The sequence below is a fragment of the Ruegeria sp. BHSC276 genome (assembly GCF_059612945.1).
The window spans coordinates 1-19,871 of the sequence record NZ_JBXWRP010000009.1 but is presented as its reverse complement, the minus strand read 5'-3'; the positions used below and the strand labels follow the sequence as shown (position 1 = coordinate 19,871).

Annotated in this window: 18 protein-coding genes and 1 pseudogene; 13 read left to right on the top strand and 6 right to left on the bottom strand. The window is 56.4% G+C overall.

The genetic code is table 11. From position 1 onward, the window contains the following. The first annotated feature begins 3 nt into the window (after positions 1-3). The 7 genes from AC2FMD_RS14965 to AC2FMD_RS14935 all read left to right on the top strand — a co-directional run bounded on the left by AC2FMD_RS14965 (position 4) and on the right by AC2FMD_RS14935 (position 6,935). Complete coding sequence (locus AC2FMD_RS14965; protein WP_496795185.1) at positions 4-1,308, top strand: site-specific DNA-methyltransferase; 1,305 nt, start codon at positions 4-6, stop codon at positions 1,306-1,308. Continuing rightward, positions 1,305-1,715 carry a DUF5681 domain-containing protein gene (locus AC2FMD_RS14960; protein ID WP_496795184.1) on the top strand — a complete coding sequence of 137 codons (411 nt, stop codon included), beginning with the start codon at positions 1,305-1,307 and terminating at the stop codon, positions 1,713-1,715. The genes AC2FMD_RS14965 and AC2FMD_RS14960 overlap by 4 nt, the downstream gene beginning before the upstream one ends. Then, positions 1,705-3,123, top strand: coding sequence for a phage terminase large subunit (gene terL, locus AC2FMD_RS14955; protein ID WP_496795183.1), 1,419 nt, complete (start codon positions 1,705-1,707; stop codon positions 3,121-3,123). The genes AC2FMD_RS14960 and terL overlap by 11 nt, the downstream gene beginning before the upstream one ends. A gap of 252 nt (positions 3,124-3,375) precedes the next feature. After that, on the top strand, positions 3,376-4,602 hold the full coding sequence (dcm, locus tag AC2FMD_RS14950) for a DNA (cytosine-5-)-methyltransferase (protein ID WP_496795182.1): 1,227 nt from the start codon (positions 3,376-3,378) through the stop codon (positions 4,600-4,602). A gap of 31 nt (positions 4,603-4,633) precedes the next feature. Beyond that, positions 4,634-5,077 carry a very short patch repair endonuclease gene (locus tag AC2FMD_RS14945; RefSeq protein WP_496795181.1) on the top strand — a complete coding sequence of 148 codons (444 nt, stop codon included), beginning with the start codon at positions 4,634-4,636 and terminating at the stop codon, positions 5,075-5,077. After that, the gene (locus AC2FMD_RS14940; RefSeq protein WP_496795180.1) at positions 5,074-6,324 is read left to right on the top strand and encodes a type II restriction endonuclease; all 1,251 of its coding nucleotides are present in this window, start codon (positions 5,074-5,076) and stop codon (positions 6,322-6,324) included. Before AC2FMD_RS14945 ends, AC2FMD_RS14940 begins: the two co-directional genes overlap by 4 nt. A gap of 71 nt (positions 6,325-6,395) precedes the next feature. Then, a complete protein-coding gene (locus tag AC2FMD_RS14935) occupies positions 6,396-6,935 on the top strand; it encodes a hypothetical protein (protein WP_496795179.1) in 540 nt (179 codons plus the stop codon). Positions 6,936-7,136: 201 nt separating this feature from the next. Here the strand turns inward: AC2FMD_RS14935 and AC2FMD_RS14930 are convergent, their stop codons facing one another. After that, entirely contained in the window at positions 7,137-8,714 is a 1,578-nt protein-coding gene (locus AC2FMD_RS14930; protein WP_496795178.1) for a reverse transcriptase domain-containing protein, read from the bottom strand. Positions 8,715-9,196: 482 nt separating this feature from the next. Between AC2FMD_RS14930 and AC2FMD_RS14925 the strand changes: the two genes are divergently transcribed. The 5 genes from AC2FMD_RS14925 to AC2FMD_RS14905 all read left to right on the top strand — a co-directional run bounded on the left by AC2FMD_RS14925 (position 9,197) and on the right by AC2FMD_RS14905 (position 12,909). Continuing rightward, positions 9,197-9,460: a DUF3489 domain-containing protein gene (locus tag AC2FMD_RS14925; protein ID WP_496795177.1), complete on the top strand. Its 264-nt coding sequence runs from the start codon at positions 9,197-9,199 to the stop codon at positions 9,458-9,460. Further along, the gene (locus AC2FMD_RS14920) at positions 9,457-9,870 is read left to right on the top strand and encodes a DUF2924 domain-containing protein (RefSeq protein ID WP_496795176.1); all 414 of its coding nucleotides are present in this window, start codon (positions 9,457-9,459) and stop codon (positions 9,868-9,870) included. Before AC2FMD_RS14925 ends, AC2FMD_RS14920 begins: the two co-directional genes overlap by 4 nt. Then, positions 9,870-11,498: a recombinase family protein gene (locus AC2FMD_RS14915; RefSeq protein ID WP_496795175.1), complete on the top strand. Its 1,629-nt coding sequence runs from the start codon at positions 9,870-9,872 to the stop codon at positions 11,496-11,498. Before AC2FMD_RS14920 ends, AC2FMD_RS14915 begins: the two co-directional genes overlap by 1 nt. A 765-nt stretch (positions 11,499-12,263) precedes the next feature. Then, entirely contained in the window at positions 12,264-12,767 is a 504-nt protein-coding gene (locus AC2FMD_RS14910) for a ParB/Srx family N-terminal domain-containing protein (protein WP_496795174.1), read from the top strand. Next, on the top strand, positions 12,715-12,909 hold the full coding sequence (locus AC2FMD_RS14905) for a hypothetical protein (protein ID WP_496795173.1): 195 nt from the start codon (positions 12,715-12,717) through the stop codon (positions 12,907-12,909). The genes AC2FMD_RS14910 and AC2FMD_RS14905 overlap by 53 nt, the downstream gene beginning before the upstream one ends. Before the next feature lie 272 nt (positions 12,910-13,181). Here the strand turns inward: AC2FMD_RS14905 and AC2FMD_RS14900 are convergent, their stop codons facing one another. Both AC2FMD_RS14900 and AC2FMD_RS14895 read right to left on the bottom strand, forming a co-directional pair. After that, positions 13,182-14,804 carry a M28 family peptidase gene (locus AC2FMD_RS14900; RefSeq protein ID WP_496795172.1) on the bottom strand — a complete coding sequence of 541 codons (1,623 nt, stop codon included), beginning with the start codon at positions 14,802-14,804 and terminating at the stop codon, positions 13,182-13,184. A gap of 167 nt (positions 14,805-14,971) precedes the next feature. Further along, complete coding sequence (locus AC2FMD_RS14895) at positions 14,972-16,462, bottom strand: amidase (RefSeq protein WP_496795231.1); 1,491 nt, start codon at positions 16,460-16,462, stop codon at positions 14,972-14,974. A gap of 308 nt (positions 16,463-16,770) precedes the next feature. Here AC2FMD_RS14895 and AC2FMD_RS14890 point away from each other — a divergent pair, with 308 nt between their 5' ends. After that, a complete protein-coding gene (locus AC2FMD_RS14890) occupies positions 16,771-18,093 on the top strand; it encodes a DUF1214 domain-containing protein (RefSeq protein ID WP_496795171.1) in 1,323 nt (440 codons plus the stop codon). 345 nt (positions 18,094-18,438) lie between these two features. Here AC2FMD_RS14890 and AC2FMD_RS14885 read toward each other — a convergent pair whose 3' ends face one another. The 3 genes and pseudogenes from AC2FMD_RS14885 to AC2FMD_RS14875 form a co-directional block, all read right to left on the bottom strand. Then, entirely contained in the window at positions 18,439-18,747 is a 309-nt protein-coding gene (locus AC2FMD_RS14885) for a hypothetical protein (protein ID WP_496795170.1), read from the bottom strand. A 37-nt stretch (positions 18,748-18,784) separates the two neighbouring features. Continuing rightward, a pseudogene (locus AC2FMD_RS14880) lies at positions 18,785-19,087 on the bottom strand (DUF5765 domain-containing protein). A gap of 241 nt (positions 19,088-19,328) precedes the next feature. Beyond that, on the bottom strand, positions 19,329-19,871 hold a 543-nt coding region (locus tag AC2FMD_RS14875; RefSeq protein ID WP_496795169.1), incomplete at its 5' end, for a Crp/Fnr family transcriptional regulator.

Here is a 19,871-nt window from a genome sequence, read left to right as displayed (position 1 = left end):
GCAATGTCTCTGTCTGTTGAATACGTCGCTCTGAGCGACCTCGTTCCCTCAAAGCGCAACGCGCGCACCCACGACGCTGGCCAGATCCGGCAGCTCGTTGAGAGTATAAAGTCCTTTGGTTTCACGAACCCGCTGCTGGTTGATGATCACAACGAACTCATCGCGGGCCATGCGCGTCTGGAAGCCGCAAGACGATTGAAGATGAAGCATGTGCCGGTCATCCGCCTTGTCGGTCTGTCAGGCGCGAAAAAGCGGGCGCTGATGCTTGCCGATAACAAGATCGCACTCAATGCCGGTTGGGACCTCGACCTTCTTGCTGCAGAACTCGCTGATCTCTCCTCGATGACCCTCGATTTCGAGATCGAGGCCACCGGGTTTGACGTGGGCGAGATCGACCTGATTATCGAACATCAGGAGGAGCGGTCGGTACCCGAGGAAAGTGATGTTGTTGCAGAACCGGACCGGTCTCTGCAGACGATCTCAAGGCGCGGGGACCTCTGGCGGCTCGGCGAACACCGGGTGCTCTGCGGGGATGCGAGGAACCCGGATGACTACACGCTGCTCATGGATGGTCAGGTTGCGGACATGGCGTTCACCGACCCGCCCTACAATCTCGTCATTGATGGCCATGTCTGCGGCAAAGGAAAGACAAAGCACCGTGAGTTTCACGAAGCATCCGGAGAAATGTCCCCGGCAGAGTTCGAAGCCTTTCTGAAAGAAACCTTTGAGCTCGGCGCAGAGCACAGCAGGAATGGCGCGGTCTGGTTTGTTTGCATGGACTGGCGTCACATTGGGGAGATTCACAGCGCCGGAACCGAAGTTTTTGATGCCCTGCTGAATCTGTGCGTCTGGGCGAAAACAAATGGCGGTATGGGCTCGCTCTACAGGTCGCAGCATGAACTGGTGTTCGTATTCCGCAAGGGACGCCACCAGCACCGCAACAACGTCCGGCTGGGGAAATTTGGTCGCAACCGTACGAATGTCTGGTCCTACCCAGGGGTGAACACGTTCCGCCAGGGCCGGATGAAGGAGCTGGTAGCACATCCGACTGCGAAGCCCGTAACGATGATCCGGGATGCCATACTCGACTTGTCAAAACGCGGTGACATCGTTCTCGATCCCTTCCTCGGCGCCGGCGCCACGGTGATCGCCGCGGAACGCGTCGGTCGCTGCGCCTACGGGTTGGAAATCGACCCGGCGTATGTCGATGTCATCCTCCGCCGTTGGCGCGACGAAACGGGGGATGAGCCCATACGCTGCGCAGATGGGCGTGTCCTGCATGATCTCGAGCAGGAGGCGGTCCAATGAGCGATGATGGCTATGAAGTCGGTTATGGCAAACCGCCAAAGCACACGCGGTTTCAAAAGGGTCAGTCCGGCAATCCGAGGGGTCGTCCGAAGGGACGGCGAAACTTCAGCACGGAAATCAAGAAAGTGCTTGAGGAGCGCCTTATCGTGTCGACGGGCGGGCGCAGGACGAAAGTTACCGCCCGTGAGGCCGCATTCCGGCGGCTTGTTGCAAAGGCGCTGAGCGGCGATATGCGCGCATTTGCTCAGATCGTGCCGCTTGCGGATCGTGTCGAAGACGAGGAGCGTGCGAATGCCACCCGCCGGCTTTTAACGAGAGATCAGGAGATGCTGGATCGCTACATGCAGAAAAAGCGGCTCGCGGAGGCAGCGGATAAGGCTGAGGAGGGTGAGCAAGATGACGATTGAAGATATCGAGCTGGCAGCGTTCGAAGCCATGTTGCGGACGGATCTGTCGGCTTTTATTGAGAAGAGTTTCGGCACGGTCGACCCCGGCGGCTCTTTCCTACATAACTGGCATATTGAGGCCATCGCACATCACCTCGAGCGGATTGAAAATGGTGAGATTAACAGGCTGATCATCACGATGCCGCCGCGGTCGCTGAAGTCAATATCGGCGTCTGTGGCTTTCCCTGCCTGGTATCTCGGCCGCCACCCGAAGAAACGCATCCTCGCCGTGTCTTATGCGGAAAGCCTCGCAGAAAAGCTCGCGCTGGACTGCCAGAAGGTCATGCAGGCACCCTGGTACCGCGCGTGTTTTCCGGGCACGCGCATCTCGAAGAGCCGGCGGGCGCGACATGATTTTGAGACCACGCTGGGTGGCGGGCGATACTCGACCTCTGTCAGCGGGGCCGTGACGGGCCGGGGAGGGGACATCATCCTGATCGATGACCCGCACAAACCTGAAGACGCAAACTCCGATGTAAAGCGCAGCGCGGTTATTGAATGGTTCCGCTCGACTCTGCTGAGCCGCCTGAATGACCCGGCCAGGGACGCTATTGTTCTGATACAACAGCGGGTGCACGAAGACGATCTGGCCGGCATGCTGCTCAGGCGGGGTGGCTGGATCCATCTCAATCTCCCTGCGATTGCCGAAGAAGAGATGGTCGTTGAAATCGGCAGCGGCCTGAAGAAACACCGGGAAGAGGGTGACCTTCTGCATGCTGAAAGATTGCCGGGCGATCTGCTCGAGCGCCGTCGCGAAGAACTGGGTAGCTATGTCTTTGCTGCGCAGTATCAGCAGAGGCCGGCTCCGCTCGGGTGTGGCATTGTCAAATGGGCGTGGTTCAAGCGACACGAAACCCCACCCGAGCGCCGATCCGGCGACCTGATTGTTCAAAGCTGGGATACGGCCTCAACAGCCTATGAAGCGAGCGACTATTCTGTTTGCACAACATGGCTGGTCAAGAACCGCCAAAATGCCTGGCTGCTCGATGTGTATCGCGAGAAACTGGAGTTTCCGGACCTTCGACGGCAGGTCCAGCGAGAGGCCGACAATTGGAAGTGCGACCTGATCCTGATTGAACATGCAGGCTCGGGCATTCAGTTGATCCAGGAGCTGAAGCCAACCATGTACTGCAGCATTCGCGGGATGAAGCCAAAGCTCGACAAGGAGACCCGGATGATGTCTGTAACGCTGGCAATCGAAGGCGGGCAGGTGAGCATCCCGCGGGAAGCGCGGTGGCTGGCAGACTTCCAGCACGAAGTCGTCCGGTTCCCTAAAGCGAGACATGACGATCAGGTCGACAGCCTGTCCCAGTTCCTCATCTGGCTGACGGAGAAGCGCCCCACAGCCATGTACGGCACGTACGGGTGATAAGTATCTACCGGGTGCCGCAGTGCCATCAGTTGGAATGCGCCCGTATCCGTTGCCATGTCACCATTTCTCCCCTTTTAGCCTTCGCAAATAGCCGAAATGTCGCAAAAAAACGTTCTTGTTTTGTCTTCTTTTGCGCCCTGGATAGGGTAGGCGTTTGGAAAAAACACACCATATGTCCGCAGAATATTCTTGATGAGGGGGCGACGTCCCGCCATAGTGTCAGAAAAATTCCCAGGGTGGTGAGCAGAGATGACGGATTTTGAAATCCTTCTCCGGAAGGCAGGCTATTCGGTACCCCAGGCAGCAGAGCATCTCGATTATTCAGAGGGTCATATTTACCGTTGGATCCGGGGCGAAGAGAAGCCTCGGGACGGGATAATCCGGCTGCTCGAGCTGGAAGTTGATCGTCGGCGCAAACCTGATAGCAGTGGTGGTTTTACCTTCATCGATCTGTTTGCCGGTATCGGCGGGCTGCGTAAGGCCATGGAGAGCGTGGGCGGGCGCTGTGTGTTCACCTCAGAATGGGATAAATACGCGCAGCAGACCTATCTGGCGAATTTTCCTGACAACAGGCCGATCGCGGGGGATATCCGTGAGGTCGACGCAGCCGCAATCCCCGATCATGATGTGCTCGTGGCAGGGTTTCCCTGCCAGCCATTCTCGATCGCAGGGGTTTCAAAGAAGAACGCGCTGGGCCGACTGCATGGTTTTGATGATGAAACCCAGGGCACGCTCTTCTTCGACGTGCTGCGTATCCTGATGGCGCACCGCCCGGCGGCTTTCCTTCTTGAGAATGTGAAAAACCTTAAAAGTCATGATCGCGGCCGGACCTTTGAGGTGATCCGCCGCAAGCTTGAGGATGAACTGGGCTATACTCTGCAGACGCGTATCATCGATGCGGCGCATTTTGTTCCGCAGCATCGCGAACGCATCGTGATTGTGGGTTTCCGCGAGGATGTGCCATTTACCTTCGACGACATGCAGCTGCCGCAGCGCGGGCATCGCGTCATGAGCGATATCCTGCACCCCGAGAATGGAGACGAAGTTCCTGAGCGGCATTACACGGTCGGCGATAACGCGGTGGTGAGCGACAAATACACCCTGACCGATAAACTCTGGAAGTACTTGCAGGACTATGCAGCCAAGCACCGGGCGAAGGGCAATGGCTTTGGTTTTGGGTTGGTGCACGGCGATAGTATCGCGAGGACCTTGTCCGCCCGCTACTACAAGGATGGATCCGAGATCCTTGTCAGTCGGGGTGAGGGTCGGAACCCGCGCCGCCTGACGCCGCGGGAATGCGCCCGCCTGATGGGCTATGACGAGGACTTCCGTATCCCGGTTTCTGACACGCAGGCGTATAAGCAATTTGGCAATTCGGTCGCCGTGCCGGTATTTGCAGAGGTTGCACGGATTATGCATCCGCATATTCTGAATATCACAAGCAAGCAGGTGGACCCGGTAATCAGAGTTGGCTGACGTTCATGACACAGCAACCCGCAGCCGAAACATGGCGGCGATACGGGGGGCTGATACGAAACCGGAATTGATGATCCGCCGCGGGCTTCATGCCCGAGGTTTCCGTTTTCGGCTGCACGATAGGAAATTGCCCGGGCGCCCTGACCTCGTCTTCCCGAAGTATCATGCTGTTCTTTTCGTTCATGGATGCTTCTGGCACGGCCACAACTGCCATCTGTTTAAATGGCCGAAGACGCGGGAACACTTCTGGCGCGAAAAAATCGAGGCCAATGTCGGGAGGGATAAGTCCGCAATCGATGCGTTGCATGAGGCTGGCTGGCGGGTCGGGATCATCTGGGAATGCGCCGTTAAAGGTCGCATGCGCAAACCTCTCAACACGGTTCTGGGTGAAGTCGCAGATTGGTTGAGAACGTCTGATGGTGATCTTGAGCTTGAGGGATTTTCCGAAAGTCATGCCATGGAGGTTTCCCCGTGAAATTCGGTGCTCTGGCAGATCTGTTCGAGGGCGCTGGTGCCAAGGTGCTCACAGAGGTCGAGATCAACCGTCAGCGCTCAAACCAGCATGAGTTTCAGGGCGTCAGCGGCTTCCGGGCGTTTCTGGGGACGCCGGCAGAAAAAAAGACCTTTCCGGCCACCTTCTACTGGCTTGAGGACGATGAAGAGGCTGAACCGGTCCGCCTCGAGTCCTTCTGCACCTGGAGTGATGTCCGGCGAGGTAAGGCGGGACGCAGCCCTGAATATCATCTTTATTACGCGGCAGAGTCAGAGCCGGTTGTCCATCGTGCGCGGGCTGGAGACCAGGTTGTGATTGCCCGAAGAAAAGACGGGGATCTGATGGTGCTGGTGACGCCGAAGGGTTCAACCATTGGACAACAGCTCTTGTGGCTGTTTGGGCTTGAGCTGTCTGAAGGAAGGTCTGTTGCACGTCGCCTCGAGCCCGATGATGCCGTCGAGCTTGGCCTCGCGGCGCGGAACGTTCTGGCAGACATGGGTATTGAGGTAGAGGAGCCTGAACCCGACGCCTTTGAGCTTTTGATTGAGCGGTTCGGGAGGCAATTCCCCGGGACAGTGCCATTGTCGCTATTTGCCCGGGAGACGCTTCCCAGTGTTGATCCGCTGGAGGATCCGGATGGGTCACTAATAGCCTGGATGGAGCACGAGGAAGCTCTCTTCCGACATCTGGAACGGGAGATCGTCTCCGACAGGCTGAAGGCAGGCTTCACTCAGGGCGAGAAGGCCGACGTCGACGGTTTTCTTGATTTCTCGTTAAGCGTACAGAACCGTCGGAAATCACGCGCTGGCTACGCTTTTGGCCATCACGTTGAAGCTATCCTGCAGGCACACGCGATCAGCTACACCCGCGAAGCGACAACCGAAAAACGAAACGCCGCGGACTTTCTGTTCCCGGGAGAGGATGACTATGCCGACCAGCAGTATCCCGAAGATCAGCTCAAGATGCTGGCGGTGAAAACAAGCTGCAAAGACCGGTGGCGGCAGGTTCTTGCGGAAGCGGATCGGATCCAGACCAAGCATCTGCTCACCCTCGAACCGGCAATCTCACAAATTCAGACCGCTGAGATGCAGAACGCGGGCCTGCAACTGGTTCTGCCTGCCTCTCTGCACAGCACCTATCGATCTGACCAGCGCGCGTGGCTGATGAGTGTCAGAGGGTTCCTCGAGTTGGTGCATGATTTGCGGGGGCGGCAGCAGTTGCTGATTTGACCGCTGTAACGTTCCGTCAAGTCGCTGCGCTGGATAAAATTCATAGGTGTACAAATACTTTAGGAGAAAGAATGTCAGGTATCCGCTTCACTAGCTTCCCGCGAACCATGCCTCCGCCGGAGTTCACAAGCCAGCTTGTTGGCGTCTTCACTGAAGCTGAACATCGAGTAGGAACTACGGTACTTGAAAAGGGCCTGACCAGTGATGGTGTGCTAGCTGAAATTCGACCCCATCTGCTTGAAATCGGCTTTGAGGTTGAGCAGGGAAAATTAGCGGAAGACAAGGTTAGACGACCGGTTTTCTTCGGCGAAAATGGCACGCCAGATCTTCAATATGAAATAGATGCCTTCCACCCTGCATGGAGGTGCGGTCTTGAAGTTGAAGCAGGACGGGCTTGGATGGGAAATGCCATATACAGAGATTTGATACAGGCATTGGTTATGGTTCAAGTTGACGTTCTGGCTTTGGCTGTACCCCTTCAGTATCGATATAAGTCTGGGGGAAGAGCGACCTCGAGTAAGGACTATTCGAATGCATGCTCAGTCGCTGATGCGCTTTACGGACATAATCGTATGACCATGCCGTACAGGCTATTGTTGATTGGTTATTAGGCTCAGGACTTCGGTAACGGGGCCGTCCCAGTCAAGCCGTTTTGCGCAAAACAATAGATCCGCCATAGCGGTTCCTTTGATAATTTTTGGTGACCGCCCTGGCTTTTGTCGCGGCTATTGGCTGAGGTCCTTCGGGTACATGCTTCGGTTCGTGGTATCGACGCACATATCAGGCGAGTGCCACTCAAAAGCTGTTCGTGATCAGTAGTCGAAAGCGTCGAACAGCGATGAAACGTCGAATGACGAGTCATATCCCGGTGCCTGCACGCCTTCCAATCCGAAGGTAAAGAAATGCTTCCTTGCTGCTCGCCAGCCGCGAACCAAGCTAGGAAAGATCGCCTCAACATCCTCGGCAGTATCATTCTCGTCGCGCCACGCGGATTGATCAAACCAAGTTCCAAGTATCAACTCTTCGTTGGATGGTGTTGGGCAGTTTCTCCCATACTTCGTTCTAAGAATACGCCTGCGCTCTACGCACGCGCGGCGCACAATATTGACAACCCAACCATCTAAGTCCTTCAAAACTCGCGGGTCTTCGATAAGGCAATAAAAGCCCATCAGGCCGCGCATCGTTTTTAGCTTTCCCTGGTGGTATAAAAAATCGCGAATATCCTGCTCTCTTAATCCACCGTAAAAGCCCCGGCGAAGCTCATAAACTAGCCCCAACAAGTCCCAATCGTATTTTCTTCGCCGGTTGGCACGCTTCGTATTGAAGCCGTGAGATAGGGAGTTGATGAGATAGATGTTGATGAGGCGAGAAACCTTTTGTTGAAGTTTTCGCTTGGTCTTGTCCGGCATGGTCAAGCCGGAATCCCTGAAACCGTAACCCAAGTAGGTGAAATCGTTTATCGTTCGAATTTCATGTGGATAGTCGGAGATAACCGCGATCCCCGGCGACTTTCGTCGATTGATGATTAGTCCGCTATCCGAGCAATGCCGATCAAAACAACGCTCTAAGCGTTGCGCTTCCTCGTAGCTGCCACAAATGGCAACTACGTCGTCTGCAAATCTGACAAATTTTCCAGACTCGGCCGAAAGCTTTCTGTCCAAGTCATGATTGGCAAGGTTCGCTAGAAACAGTGATGCAGAGGAGCCTTGAGGTGTGCCTTTCACCTTTCTTTTGAAGGTCGATGTTCGATGGGCTTCCGAATTCCCTAAGCGATGGTGAAGGAACGCTTCAAAAACGTGGCGCTCATGAGGTGTGAGGCTAATTGTGGTGCGATCAGAAATTTTTCTTTTGAGATAGCTAGCGGGAATGTTGTCGAAGTATTTCTCAAAATCAATTTGAACCGCAAACAGCTTGCCATCCTTGTCAAAATCACGAAGTGCAAGAATTGCATCGAAAACGTTCTTGTCTGGATGATATGCGTAAGAATTTGGTGAAAGCCTCTTTTTGTTTCGGTTGACTGTTCGGCGAAGAAGAACATTCGCTACTGCCGCGTCCGGTATCCCAAACGCAGTAACTTCCCGTTTTGATCCGTCTGGCTTCGGAAGTTCGAATATCAGTGCGGGTTCGGGATCGTAGTTCTTATCAAGGATCTTGTGCCAAATTGCAGTGGCGATGGCGTTAGCATTGCGCTTGCAGTGTTTAGGGTCGAAATGGCGATGCAACGGTGTCCGCGCTCTCGTTGCAGGAACACCTGCCACACCCCCAGTCCTCCGCTCAAATTTCTCTCTGTACTTTTCTTCTTTTTCCGCCTGCTTTCGATCTTTGTCGAAGGCTTTTTTACTGAGGCGCTTGATTTCAAATTTTATCTCGTTCCGCATCAATTCATCCATGAAATGTCGGTGAAATGTCGGTGAGGCGCATAGAGTAAGGGGAAACGACGATTGTGATCGCCGATACCGTCCAGTAGTTCTCTCAAACCACTGTCGCCAAATCAGTTTCCCGAAATGGACGTCATCGACCCCATAAAGGCCGGGTAGGACGCGCCTCACCTAGGCTCCACGCCCTTCACACATTTGGATCAAAAGCCTAGAGGGGAGTCAATCATAGATTGCAGATTAAAAAGTCAGGAGGCTCTTCAAGTTCGTTCGGGCCGATGATGGGTGATTGAAGGAGGTCGCACCTGTGGCAAACATCCGCTTCCCGCCCAAATCACCCATCAAATGCGTGCTAAGCGGAAAAGTGTAACACTTCTTACTGGACTTCCACACTCCCTGGAGCGGTACTGGCCGTGCGAATACGCAGCCCGGCACGCCCGGGCTCCACTCAGTACAAGGCGCCGGGTCGGCCGGCGCTGTAAGAGTGGAGAACCACCATGCCCAACAAATCCCACATCACTTCTGCTAACGCAGGTCCGCGGCCCGCGCGGAAGACGCTGACCCGGCAGGAGCAGCTGCGCAAGTTGCTGACCCGGAAGTCGGGCGCGACCATTGCACAAATCCAGAAGGCATTCGGCTGGCAGCCGCATACAGTGCGCGCCGCGATCTCGGCGCAGCGCAAGGCCGGGCACGTGATTGCCCGCAGCGATGGCGATAAAGGCGCCGTCTATCGTCTTGTCAAAGACGGCAGCCCGCAATGAGCGCGGATCAGATGGAAAAGGTGGCGGGCCTGATCATCGAGATCGAAGCCCTCGATCGCGCCGGATGCCTTGACCGCTGGAGAGAGAGCTTCGGGCGTCCGCCGCCCAAATACCTCTCACCGCAATTCATGCAGCGGGTGCTGATCTGGGAGGTGCAGACCCGGGTGCTGGGCGGCGTCTCCGCAAAGACCGCCCGACAACTGCGCCAGATCGCATCGGGAAAGGCGACTCCCGCACGCGCAAAGCCAGGGTCCCACCTGGTCCGGGAATGGAACGGGCGCACCTATCAGGTCGAGGTGGTCGAGGGCGGGTATGTCATGGATGGCAGGACCTGGCGGTCCCTGTCCGCCATCGCCCGGCACATCACCGGCGCCCACTGGTCCGGGCCGCGTTTCTTCGGAGTGCAGTAATGCGCCGAATCCGCTGTGCCATCTATACCCGCAAGAGCTCTGAAGACGGGCTGGAACAGGACTTCAACTCTCTCGATGCCCAGCGTGAGGCCTGCGAAGCCTATATCGCAAGCCAGAAGCACGAGGGCTGGGAGTTGCTGCCGGATCGCTATGATGATGGCGGCATCTCCGGCGGGCACCTCGAGCGCCCGTCGCTGCAGCGGTTGATGCAGGCGGTCGACGAGAAGCGCGTGGACCAGATCGTCGTCTACAAGATCGACCGGCTCACGCGCTCGCTGGCGGACTTTGCCAAGCTCGTCGAACGGCTGGATGCGGCAGGCGCGTCCTTCGTGTCAGTCACCCAGAGCTTCAACACCGGTACCAGTATGGGACGGCTGACGCTCAACGTGCTGCTGAGCTTTGCGCAGTTCGAGCGGGAGGTCACAGCGGAACGCATCCGCGACAAGATCGCGGCGTCCAAACGCAAGGGTCTCTGGATGGGCGGCAACGTGCCGCTTGGCTACCAGGCGGATGGCCGGACACTGAAGATCGACGCGGACGAAGCCGCGACGATCCGGCGCCTCTATGAACTCTATCTTGAGCATGGTGTGATCCGCACCGTCCGGGAGCAGGCGGAAGAGCTTGGTCTCCGCTCGCGCTCTCGGAAGAAGGCCGATGGCACGATCTCTGGCGGCAAAGCGTTCGATCGGGGCCACATCCATCACATCCTGACAAACCCGGTCTATGCCGGGCGCATCCGGCACAAAAAGCAGGTCTACGACGGACAGCATCCCGCGATCATCGCTCCGGTGGTCTGGGACCGGGTTCAGGACATGCTCGCGGGCGAGGCGCAAAAAGTCCGAGGGACGCCGCGCAAGGCGACGCTGTCGCCTCTGGCCGGAAAGCTCTTTGATGAAACGGGTGATCGGCTGACGCCCAGCCACAGCAGAAAGAAGGGCAGGCGGTTGCGCTATTACATCTCCCGCAGGCTTGTAACGGATCGCAGCCACACCCATCCGAACGCCTGGCGCCTGCCGGCAGAGCAACTGGAGACCCTGCTGGCCGACCTGATCCGCAAATATCTGGCCAAACCTGGTATCGCCGCCCAATTACTCGAAGGCATGTCCGCGGCAGAGATGGCCGAAACCGCCAAACGACTTCAGCAGGCGCTCGATACAGGCCAGTGCCTTTCCCTCATCGTCCGGGTCGATCTGTGTCAGGGAGAACTGACCATCACCTTGAGCCGCAATGCGCTTGCCACCGTACTCGCCTGTGATCCGGATCGGATCAACAGAGCGGGACTCACCCTAGAAGCCCCATTCCGGATGCGCCGGCGCGGCGTGGAGTTGAAACTGCATCTGGGCGAGGCGCCACAAGAGATCGACCGCACACTGGTGCAGAACATCGTCAAGGCACAGCGCTGGCTGGCGATGATTCTTGACGGGACAACCTTCAGCGAAATCGCCGATGCGGAAGGCGTCTCCAGACGCCGGGTGCAGGACGTGGTCGATCTCGCGCTGCTCGCGCCGGAGGTCCTCGACGCGATCGCCGATGGGACGCAGCCCGATGGCCTGACATCAGACTACCTCATCAAGTCGGGTGTCCCGGCATCCTGGACCGAGCAGTGCCAGCGCTTTGCTGAACTGTAACCGCGCGCTTTCAAAACCTCTCCAAACTCGTACCGCCGGAAATGCAAACTGAGACTGCGGCCCGAAATCGGCCCGTTCTGCTATGTGATGACGGTCTCTGTGGGTGGCAGCGCGACACAAGTGCCCGGAAGCACGCCGTAATTCTGCGGCAAACTCTCAGCGGCGGAAACTTAGGGAGTGGGTGGCTGTGCTTGCAGTCTTCGGCTATCCGGTCTGGGATTAGAATCCCTGTTTACAGGGAATTTACAGGGAAAATCCTCAGTTTTGGCCACGGAAACGCCAATTCCGGCGATTTCTGCTCTGATTAAATAAATTATTACAGGGGTTTAAGGGGCAATTCCCTGTTCTTTCAAGAACAGGGAATTTTGTAATCGCGAACAGGGAAGCTCCGGGAATGAACAGGGATGATTTCGGCGGGAACAGGGTAGTCGTGGCAACGCCGGGCAATGTGCAGTTAACTCACCTAAGCTCTTTGCGGATCAGATTGTTCATGTTATGTTCTCATTGGGCGATTCTGCGCTATGCACCGTCGCTCGAGAAACGAAGAGAAGATGAGACCAACCCGGACGGACACGATGCCTTCGACAGGATGCGTCACCCGGATGGGAGTCTAAGCTCGCCGCATCTATGCGGCCTCGTTGTCCGCGAACATCATCGCGGCTGCGTCTCCGCCGAGTTAGTGCGAGCATTTCCATACATAGCGCCAGTTGTTTTGCTGCTGGCATAAATAATCATCGCGCACATGAGCTGACAGGAGGCCTGAACATGGCGTCTATCGAGACAGTAGAAATCAAGAAACTCAAACCCTGGGCGCGCAACGCCCGGACACACTCTAAGAAACAGGTGCGGCAGATTGCTGACAGTATTGATCAGTTCGGGTTCACAAACCCGGTGCTGATCGATGAAAATGGCACCATCATTGCCGGGCATGGCCGGGTTGCGGCGGCGAAGTTGCTGGGTATGGATAACGTACCGTGTTTGCGCTTTGATCATATGACCGAGGCGGAGAAACGCGCCTATGTGCTGGCGGACAATAAGCTGGCGTTGAATGCAGGCTGGGACGAGGACCTGCTGGCGGCGGAGCTTGGAGCGCTGATGTCCGACGATCTTGACTTTGATGTAGAGCTCACCGGCTTCTCGATTGTTGAAATCGACACCCTGATGGAAACTGTGGCGCCGGAAGAAGAGGGCGATCCGGCCGATGAAACCGTGCCGGATGACCAAAGAAGAGAAAAAGGAACTGGATTACTGGCGCAAAAAGCTCCCTGACCTCCGTGCCAATATCGACGATCTGCGTGAAGCACTGGTTCACGAGACCGACCCTGACGAGATCGCAGACCTCGAAGGCCATATCCGGACAGGCGAAGATTTGTACGACCGGATCAGCACCGCCTTGGCGGTGGTCGAGTAATCCGCTTCGGAGTGATCGCTAGTTCACACGGGTCGCCAATGCCTTCTTAGAAGCGCAAAGCGGTCATCTGACAACAGGACTCAGATGACCGCGTTGAGCCCATGGCGGACGCTGGAAGCGAGGCACCGTTTGCAGCCGCAGCAAAGCGCGGTCTAGAGTCACATCGGAGAACCTCTCCCATCCCGATGCGAAGCCAAATTCCCCAACCCTTTTTTCAGGGCACAAATGGGTGCCGACGAAAATCGACCGATCTACACGCTGCGGGCAATCCCTCAATGATTTCCAAGAAGAAGCTTCAGCATGTCGGACTGATAGATTGACTTTTCGGCTGAGTAAGGCGTGCCACCGCGCTCCAGATCGCTCTTTTCATACTTCATCAACTCGTCAATCACGTAGGCATAAGCGCGTCCCTGCTTTTCGAGCACTTCAGGTCGCACCAGATTGTTTTCATAATCTGCTGTCGTGTGATAGTACCGGGTTCCCGTGGCCCAGCCCGCCGAAATAATGTCTGCATCGAAGTAAGGCGGATGAAAATTCGTCTCATCACTGGCCGGCTCCGGGTAGACATACTCCATAGTGGCAATGTTGTAGAGTGTCGCCGCACTCTGAAACAGATCGATCAGCAACGGGCTGCGATTTGTCACCATGAGCATCTGTGGCGTCATGACATTGGTGGGAACGCTCGAAATCCAACCTTCGTCCAACTCCTGAACAAGGCCCGGTTTTTCCGGACGCAACACGACAAGAATGTCATTTTCCATGAGTTCCCTGTTTGCATCGACAAACTTGTCCGTAGCCCCGACACCGGGATTCTCGTGGTCTCCGACAAAAAGGAAAATCAATCCATGACGCCGTTGATCTGCCGGCAATGAGGCATAATGCTTGGCCATGGCCATCTGCATCGCCACTCCGCCGCCATTGCAATGTTGGGCGTACAAGAACCCATCGATATGCGTCACATGCAAAATATATTTGCCAGATTGACCCGGAAGAATGCCGTAGACATTGTACGAAAACCGTTGGTCCGGTCCCTGTTCTTCGCCTTGAACGTCAAGCCGCATGCGTACCGGCTGATCTTCAGTTGCGCGGTCCAGCAACTTGCGCAGATAATAGCCATCCTGATTGTTGATCACGGTCCATGGCAACGCGAGGCCCAGGTTTTCGCCACCACCGATGGCCCCGACCCGCGTGGCCACAACCGATGCATTGGGCACATCGGACCAGACGATCACCCCCGCAGGTTGCCCGTATTCGCCGATTGCAATGCGCGAATACGCTGTACGCGCACTGTGGAAGAGACCACCCGGCAACCCGCGCGAACGAAGCAGAACAAGCTTGTCTGTCAGGTCGCGGCCCATCAGTTCGGCGGGCGTGCCTTCACCCACAAAGATGACTTCCGCTTCGACCCCTCCGATGGGAGTCGTGGCTGACTGGTAGCTCGTCAGAGCGTTTTCGAACGTGTAGGTCTCGCCCTCCCCGAATGAGGGAGCGGCAAGGATGGTCAGTTCAAGGTGTTCAAGATACCAAAGCGGGCGACGTGCCGGAACGAGGTCTTTGCGCACATCTTCAAAGCCAAACTCCTTGAGCTTGCTTTCGACGTAGTCAGATGCTTCGCGCTCGTATTTGGTGCCCTGAATGCGCCCCCAGATCAGATTCCCGTCGTTCTTGGACTTTATGGAGATACCGGTCAGATGATCGAGGTATTCACCGATATCGCGGGCCACAATGGTGGCGCGGGGATCCATGCGCGGATCCAGAATTTGGGGCGTCTGCGGAATGTCAAACGGCTGGATGAGCCCGGACAACTCCGCCTGTTTCTTCGCGGCCATTTCCTCAGGGGTCAGGAAGGAGACTTCGCCAAGACTTCTGATCAAAGCTTCCGGGCTGTCTGCCATTCTCTGATCGGACAAATTGCCATCCGCGCTCACAGCGTGTGGGAAACCGAAAGCCAAGATCCCAAGGACAAAAGTTGCGGCAGAAAGTCGAAATGAATGCATATGCTGGTTCCTTTTGCTTGGATGAAATTGATTTTCCCCACGGGCCCGTGGTGAGTACTTTGGTATCAAACCGGGATGTACTTGCATGAATAAGGTGCCCAGCGGTCTTTCCAAGGGCGCGCCTCTTCCAGTTCGAAAGCCAACTCGTAGAGCAAACGGTCGTTGCCCGTGGCCGTCTGGAACATCGATCCGATCGGCAGACCCGTCTCCGGATCCCAGTTCAGCGGCACCGACATGGCCGCATGACCTGAGACGTTTACGGGTGCCGTGTATGACAAACCTGCCTGCAGAAAGTTGACGACGGACTCGTTGACCATCGTGTCGGGTGACAGTGCATTCGCGTCAATGGACAAAAAGGGCATGCAAGGTGACAACAAAAGATCGACGTCACTGAAGACCTGAGTGAAAAGCCCCGGCACCGTCGCGAGATACTCCAGACCTGCCGCCTGTACGTCTGCTGGTATATTGCTGCCGTATTCGATCAGGCTCGCCGTAAAGACATCAAGGAGACCACTGTCCATCGCGTTGGTTCCAGTAATCGCTCTCGCCTGATCGGAGAACACGCCAAACTGGCCGAGGAACGCGCCGTTGAAATTCGTGAAGAATTCGGAGGCATTTATTGGAATGGCCGCCTCGACAACTTCGTGGTCCAGGTCCCGCAGCAACTGCGCCGTATTCTCTTGGGCGGCGGCAACTGCCGGATGAACCGGTTCGCCGCCATTCAGCGTGAGGGCAAATCCTATCCTGAGCCGATTTGTTGACGGTCCCGTGACCAGCCCGATCGTAGGAAACGGCCCGTTCGGGTCTTCCGTGTGCACAAACAACGCAGCACTGTCTCGAACCGTGCGGCTGATTGCCTGATTGGTCTTGAATGGCCCGTGCATGCCGCCAGCTTCGCCGGGCAGCATGCGTGCCCGGCTCGGTTTTATACCGAACAAACCCTGCGCGCCGGTTGGCAAACGATTAGAGCCGCCTCCATCCGTACCGTGGGCCAAAGGCACCATGCCCGAGGCGACCGCAGCTGCGGCCCCCCCGGAGGAGCCAAGAGCGGATACGGACAGATCCCAAGGGTTGCGCGTCGCGCCGAAAGCCGAGTTGTTCGTGATGATACCCAACTGCGCGAACTCCGGCACATTCGTCATTCCGATGATGTTCATGCCGGCGGCTTCAACCCCGTCGATGTAGGGAACGTTTTCAGCAGGGATATTCGACAACATCATTCGCGACCCGTCCGTCCGACGCACGCCGCCGACGTCAATCATGTCCTTGATCAGGATCGGCATGCCCGCAAATGTCGTATCCGCCGAGATCGTTTCTGCCTTCTCGAAGGCTCGTTCATAGGTGCGGGTCGTGATCGCATTGACGATGGGTTCCACCGCCTCAATCCTGCGGATCGTGATTTCGACTGCTTCACGAGTGGAGATTTCACCTTTCTTGATCAACTCGGCCATGCCTAGCGCATCGTAGTCAATGAATTCATCACTTCGTTTTGGAGCGGCCTGTGCAGGTTTGGAAACAGCCGGTGTAAACGCGGCGTACGACACCGTGCCAATCATATTTTTCAAAATCCTGCGCCGTGACGGCATTCCAAGACCTCGATCGTAGCCTGACAACGTAAGCAGATTACTCGGCCACTTTTGGAAGTAAACGCATAGAAATAAGTGAGTAAGCCGCAAGGTTGGATATGGCGGGCGTGTGCGACCGCTTCGTACGCACCGCGGTCATCAATGCGAACCGCGGAGAATGTCTGCGTTGAGCACAAAGTAAACATCACTCGTTTGTCGGAGGTCTGAAGATGTTTCACGCTTGACCAAGTCGAGTTTTATTGAGGAAAACGGTCCAGTCGAACCTAAGAGGCCCATTCATGTTGCACAGTTTAAAGCGCACATTCGTCGTCCTGCTCACAGTAGTTGTTGTAGAACCCGCCCTTGCGCAGCAGACAACGCCTCTCGACGATGCGACGATTGCCGACGCTTATGTATACCTGCTGGGTCGTGCGCTTGTTGACCGACAAGAGAAGACAGACATTGCCGAGGATGGGGTAGACTACAACGTCATCAAGTATAACCCTGTTGGTGCCGCCGACTTCGTGAACCCCAACCTCGATGTAGCCTATCTCGAAGCCTGGATTGCGGTCGATGATCAAAGCGCCGTCTTACTGGCGGTTCCGCAGGTCGAAGGCCGCTACTATACGGTCCAGATCTGCGATGAGTGGGGCAATGTTGTCACCAACATCAACGAGCGCGACTATCCTCTGAACCCTTACGGAACATATGCCTTCGTGACGCCCGACACGGTTGCCGAGATACCGGAGGGCGCCGTACCTGTCGTGCTGCCCTCCCGAAAGGCAAAGATGCTGGCGCGGGTCGAGCTGCAAACGGATGTGGAAGGTGCAGTTTCCCTACAACGCCAATTCACGATGTCCACTCTCGGCGAACCTGCGATTTCGACTCCTTCAAGCTTGCCTATCTTCGATAACCAGTCACTGATCGGTGTGGAGATTTTCGATCATACAGATGAATTACTCTCAGCGGCGCTGGATAGCATTCCGGTTGCGCCACAGATGCAAGCCAAGGTTCGGGCCGTGGCGCGTGTAGCCTCTGATCCAGCGCAGCGGGACGCCCTTGCAGGCGCGATTCTTGAAACCGTCATTCCGCAATTTTTGAAGTTTGCGGTGACCGAAGCAGGTTCCTTTCAGAACAACTGGTTGGGCGTCTTGGTGGGCGGCATCTACGGCGACGACTACTGGATCAGAACAGCGGCCAATCTGGTTGGGATCTGGGCGAACACAACGCATGAAGTAATCTACTTCGTCGCCACTACCGATGGGAACGGCAAGCCGCTGGATGGCAGCAGCACCTATGTTATCGAATTCAACGAAACTAGCAGTCCCGATGCGGTAGTGAACGGATACTGGTCGGTTATCTTAGTGGATCTACCCGATTACCGTGTGGTTCCAAATGCAATCGATAGGTTCAATTTCAACTCCTATTCGCCGCTTAAGAAGGACGCGGATAGTGGTGTGTCCATGTTTATCGCCCCGGCGGAGAACGGTTCTTTTCCTTCCGCGAATTGGCTGCCCTCCGCTGAAGGAAAACCGTTTTCGCTGACGTTCAGGGCCTATGTTCCGAAAGAGATTGTAAAAGCGGGCAACTGGTTTCCGCCGAAAATTCGGAAGCTGAATTGATTGTCGGCTTCGTCCGCGAATCGGTCATTAGCTTGTTTTCATCGGACGTCTGACTTGATCAGAAGCGGCCATTGAGTGTGTTGCACTAATGTTTTAGATGGGCGCGATCGGTTTCTATGATGGCAACGACAGTAAAGTGCGCTGGTTGGCAGGGTGCCGATGCCTGGTGTGGGAGGGCTGGATGGAGACTTCACTATGTCCAGTATTCAGTTTCTAATAATCAGACCGTCTCGGCCGCCGTGGAACAAGAACCGACTAATTGGCCAGAAACGTCCACTCCTGCCAAGACAGGTTTGGGCAATTCGCGCGCGGCTTGAACTCGCCGGGAACCCGCGCAACCTCGTGCTATTCAATCTCGCTATCGACAGCAAACTTCGCGGATGTGATCTTGTTCGTCTGAAAGTTGCGGATCTCGTCGTTACCGGAGCAGTTCGAGACTGCGTATCGATCGTCCAGAGCAAGACAGGCCAGCCTGTTCAGTTCGAAGTATCCGAGAATACGCGAAGATCGGTTCTTGAGTGGGTCAGATCCGGCCTCGCCCGCCGTGGCGCCGACAAGGACATAGATGCCCGCGCCCACCGTGACCCCCAGACCGTAGAGTGCGAGCAGCGGCGTGTTGAGCGCGCGGCGCAGCTTCGGTGGGTCGGTGGACATCTGGTGTTTCTCCTCGGCGGGGATGTCGGGCGGGTTGTTACCCCTGCGCGGCGGGCGCGGCACGCCCCCACCAGGTCTCCGTCTCCACCCGCCGGCGCACCAGCGGGCTGAGGCCGATTAAGAGAATGGCGATGGACAAAAGGCACCAGACCGCGGGCATCTCGTTGGGATTGTCCGTGAGCAGATGCGCGAGCACCGGGCCCGCGAAGGCATGAACCAGCACGAACCGTCAGGCTCCGTAGAGGAGCGGCAACGCGAAGGCCGCGATCATGTAGGTTGGAAACCCGATGCTGGCGTTGAAAGCGGCGTCGATCGGGACCATCAGCGCGTTGTAGGGTATCTCCCATACGGTTGTTTAATTGGGATGGCAGCTTCGCTGCGTCAAGCAGCCTTTCAAGATTGAAAATTCGAAGTTTTGGATCTGAATGACGGCTTTCTTCAGCACCGGACGTTCGCTGCCGAAAGACGCAATGTCTCAGTTGCGGACCAAGCAGCCGCTCGGCAATAGCCGGTTTGTGTGTTTCGGAGGAACTCAGCCAGATCCCCGAGCGCGTTACGGTTCATCGACATGGTGCGGAGGGTTAGTTCCTAGTATCGGGGTGACCGACCGCCAACATCCCTTGCAATGCTGGGAGATGTCGAACCGCGAGTTTTCGATACTGCCGCTCGAGGATGCCTTTGCGTTCGAATTCCGTCAGCAGATCACCGATCGTCGATCGGGAAAGGTTCGTCATCTGGGCCAGTTCGTTTTGGGTCACGTCGAGTTCGGTGGTAACGCCAGCCGGGTCGGATGGGATGCGCGCGCCGCACAACCGCAGAAGGACCGCGGCAAGGCGTACATCCGAGGCACGGATTGTCAGGTCGTCGAGGCCGGCCACGGCCAGCGCAACGTGTTCGGCTGCAAGGTGACCAAGCGCCCGCCAGATCTCCGGTCTTTCCCGAGCAAGGTCTTCAAGAACTCTCATCGGGAGAAAGAGATAGCGCGACGGGCGTAGCGTGGTCAGCGTGGTAAGGCGGGAAATTCCTGAGAACAACTCGACCTCACCCAGCCAAGACCCGGCGTGGAAATGACTCAGCATCGTTGGCCCGTGATCGGATTGGAAGGTGTCCATGCGGATGCAACC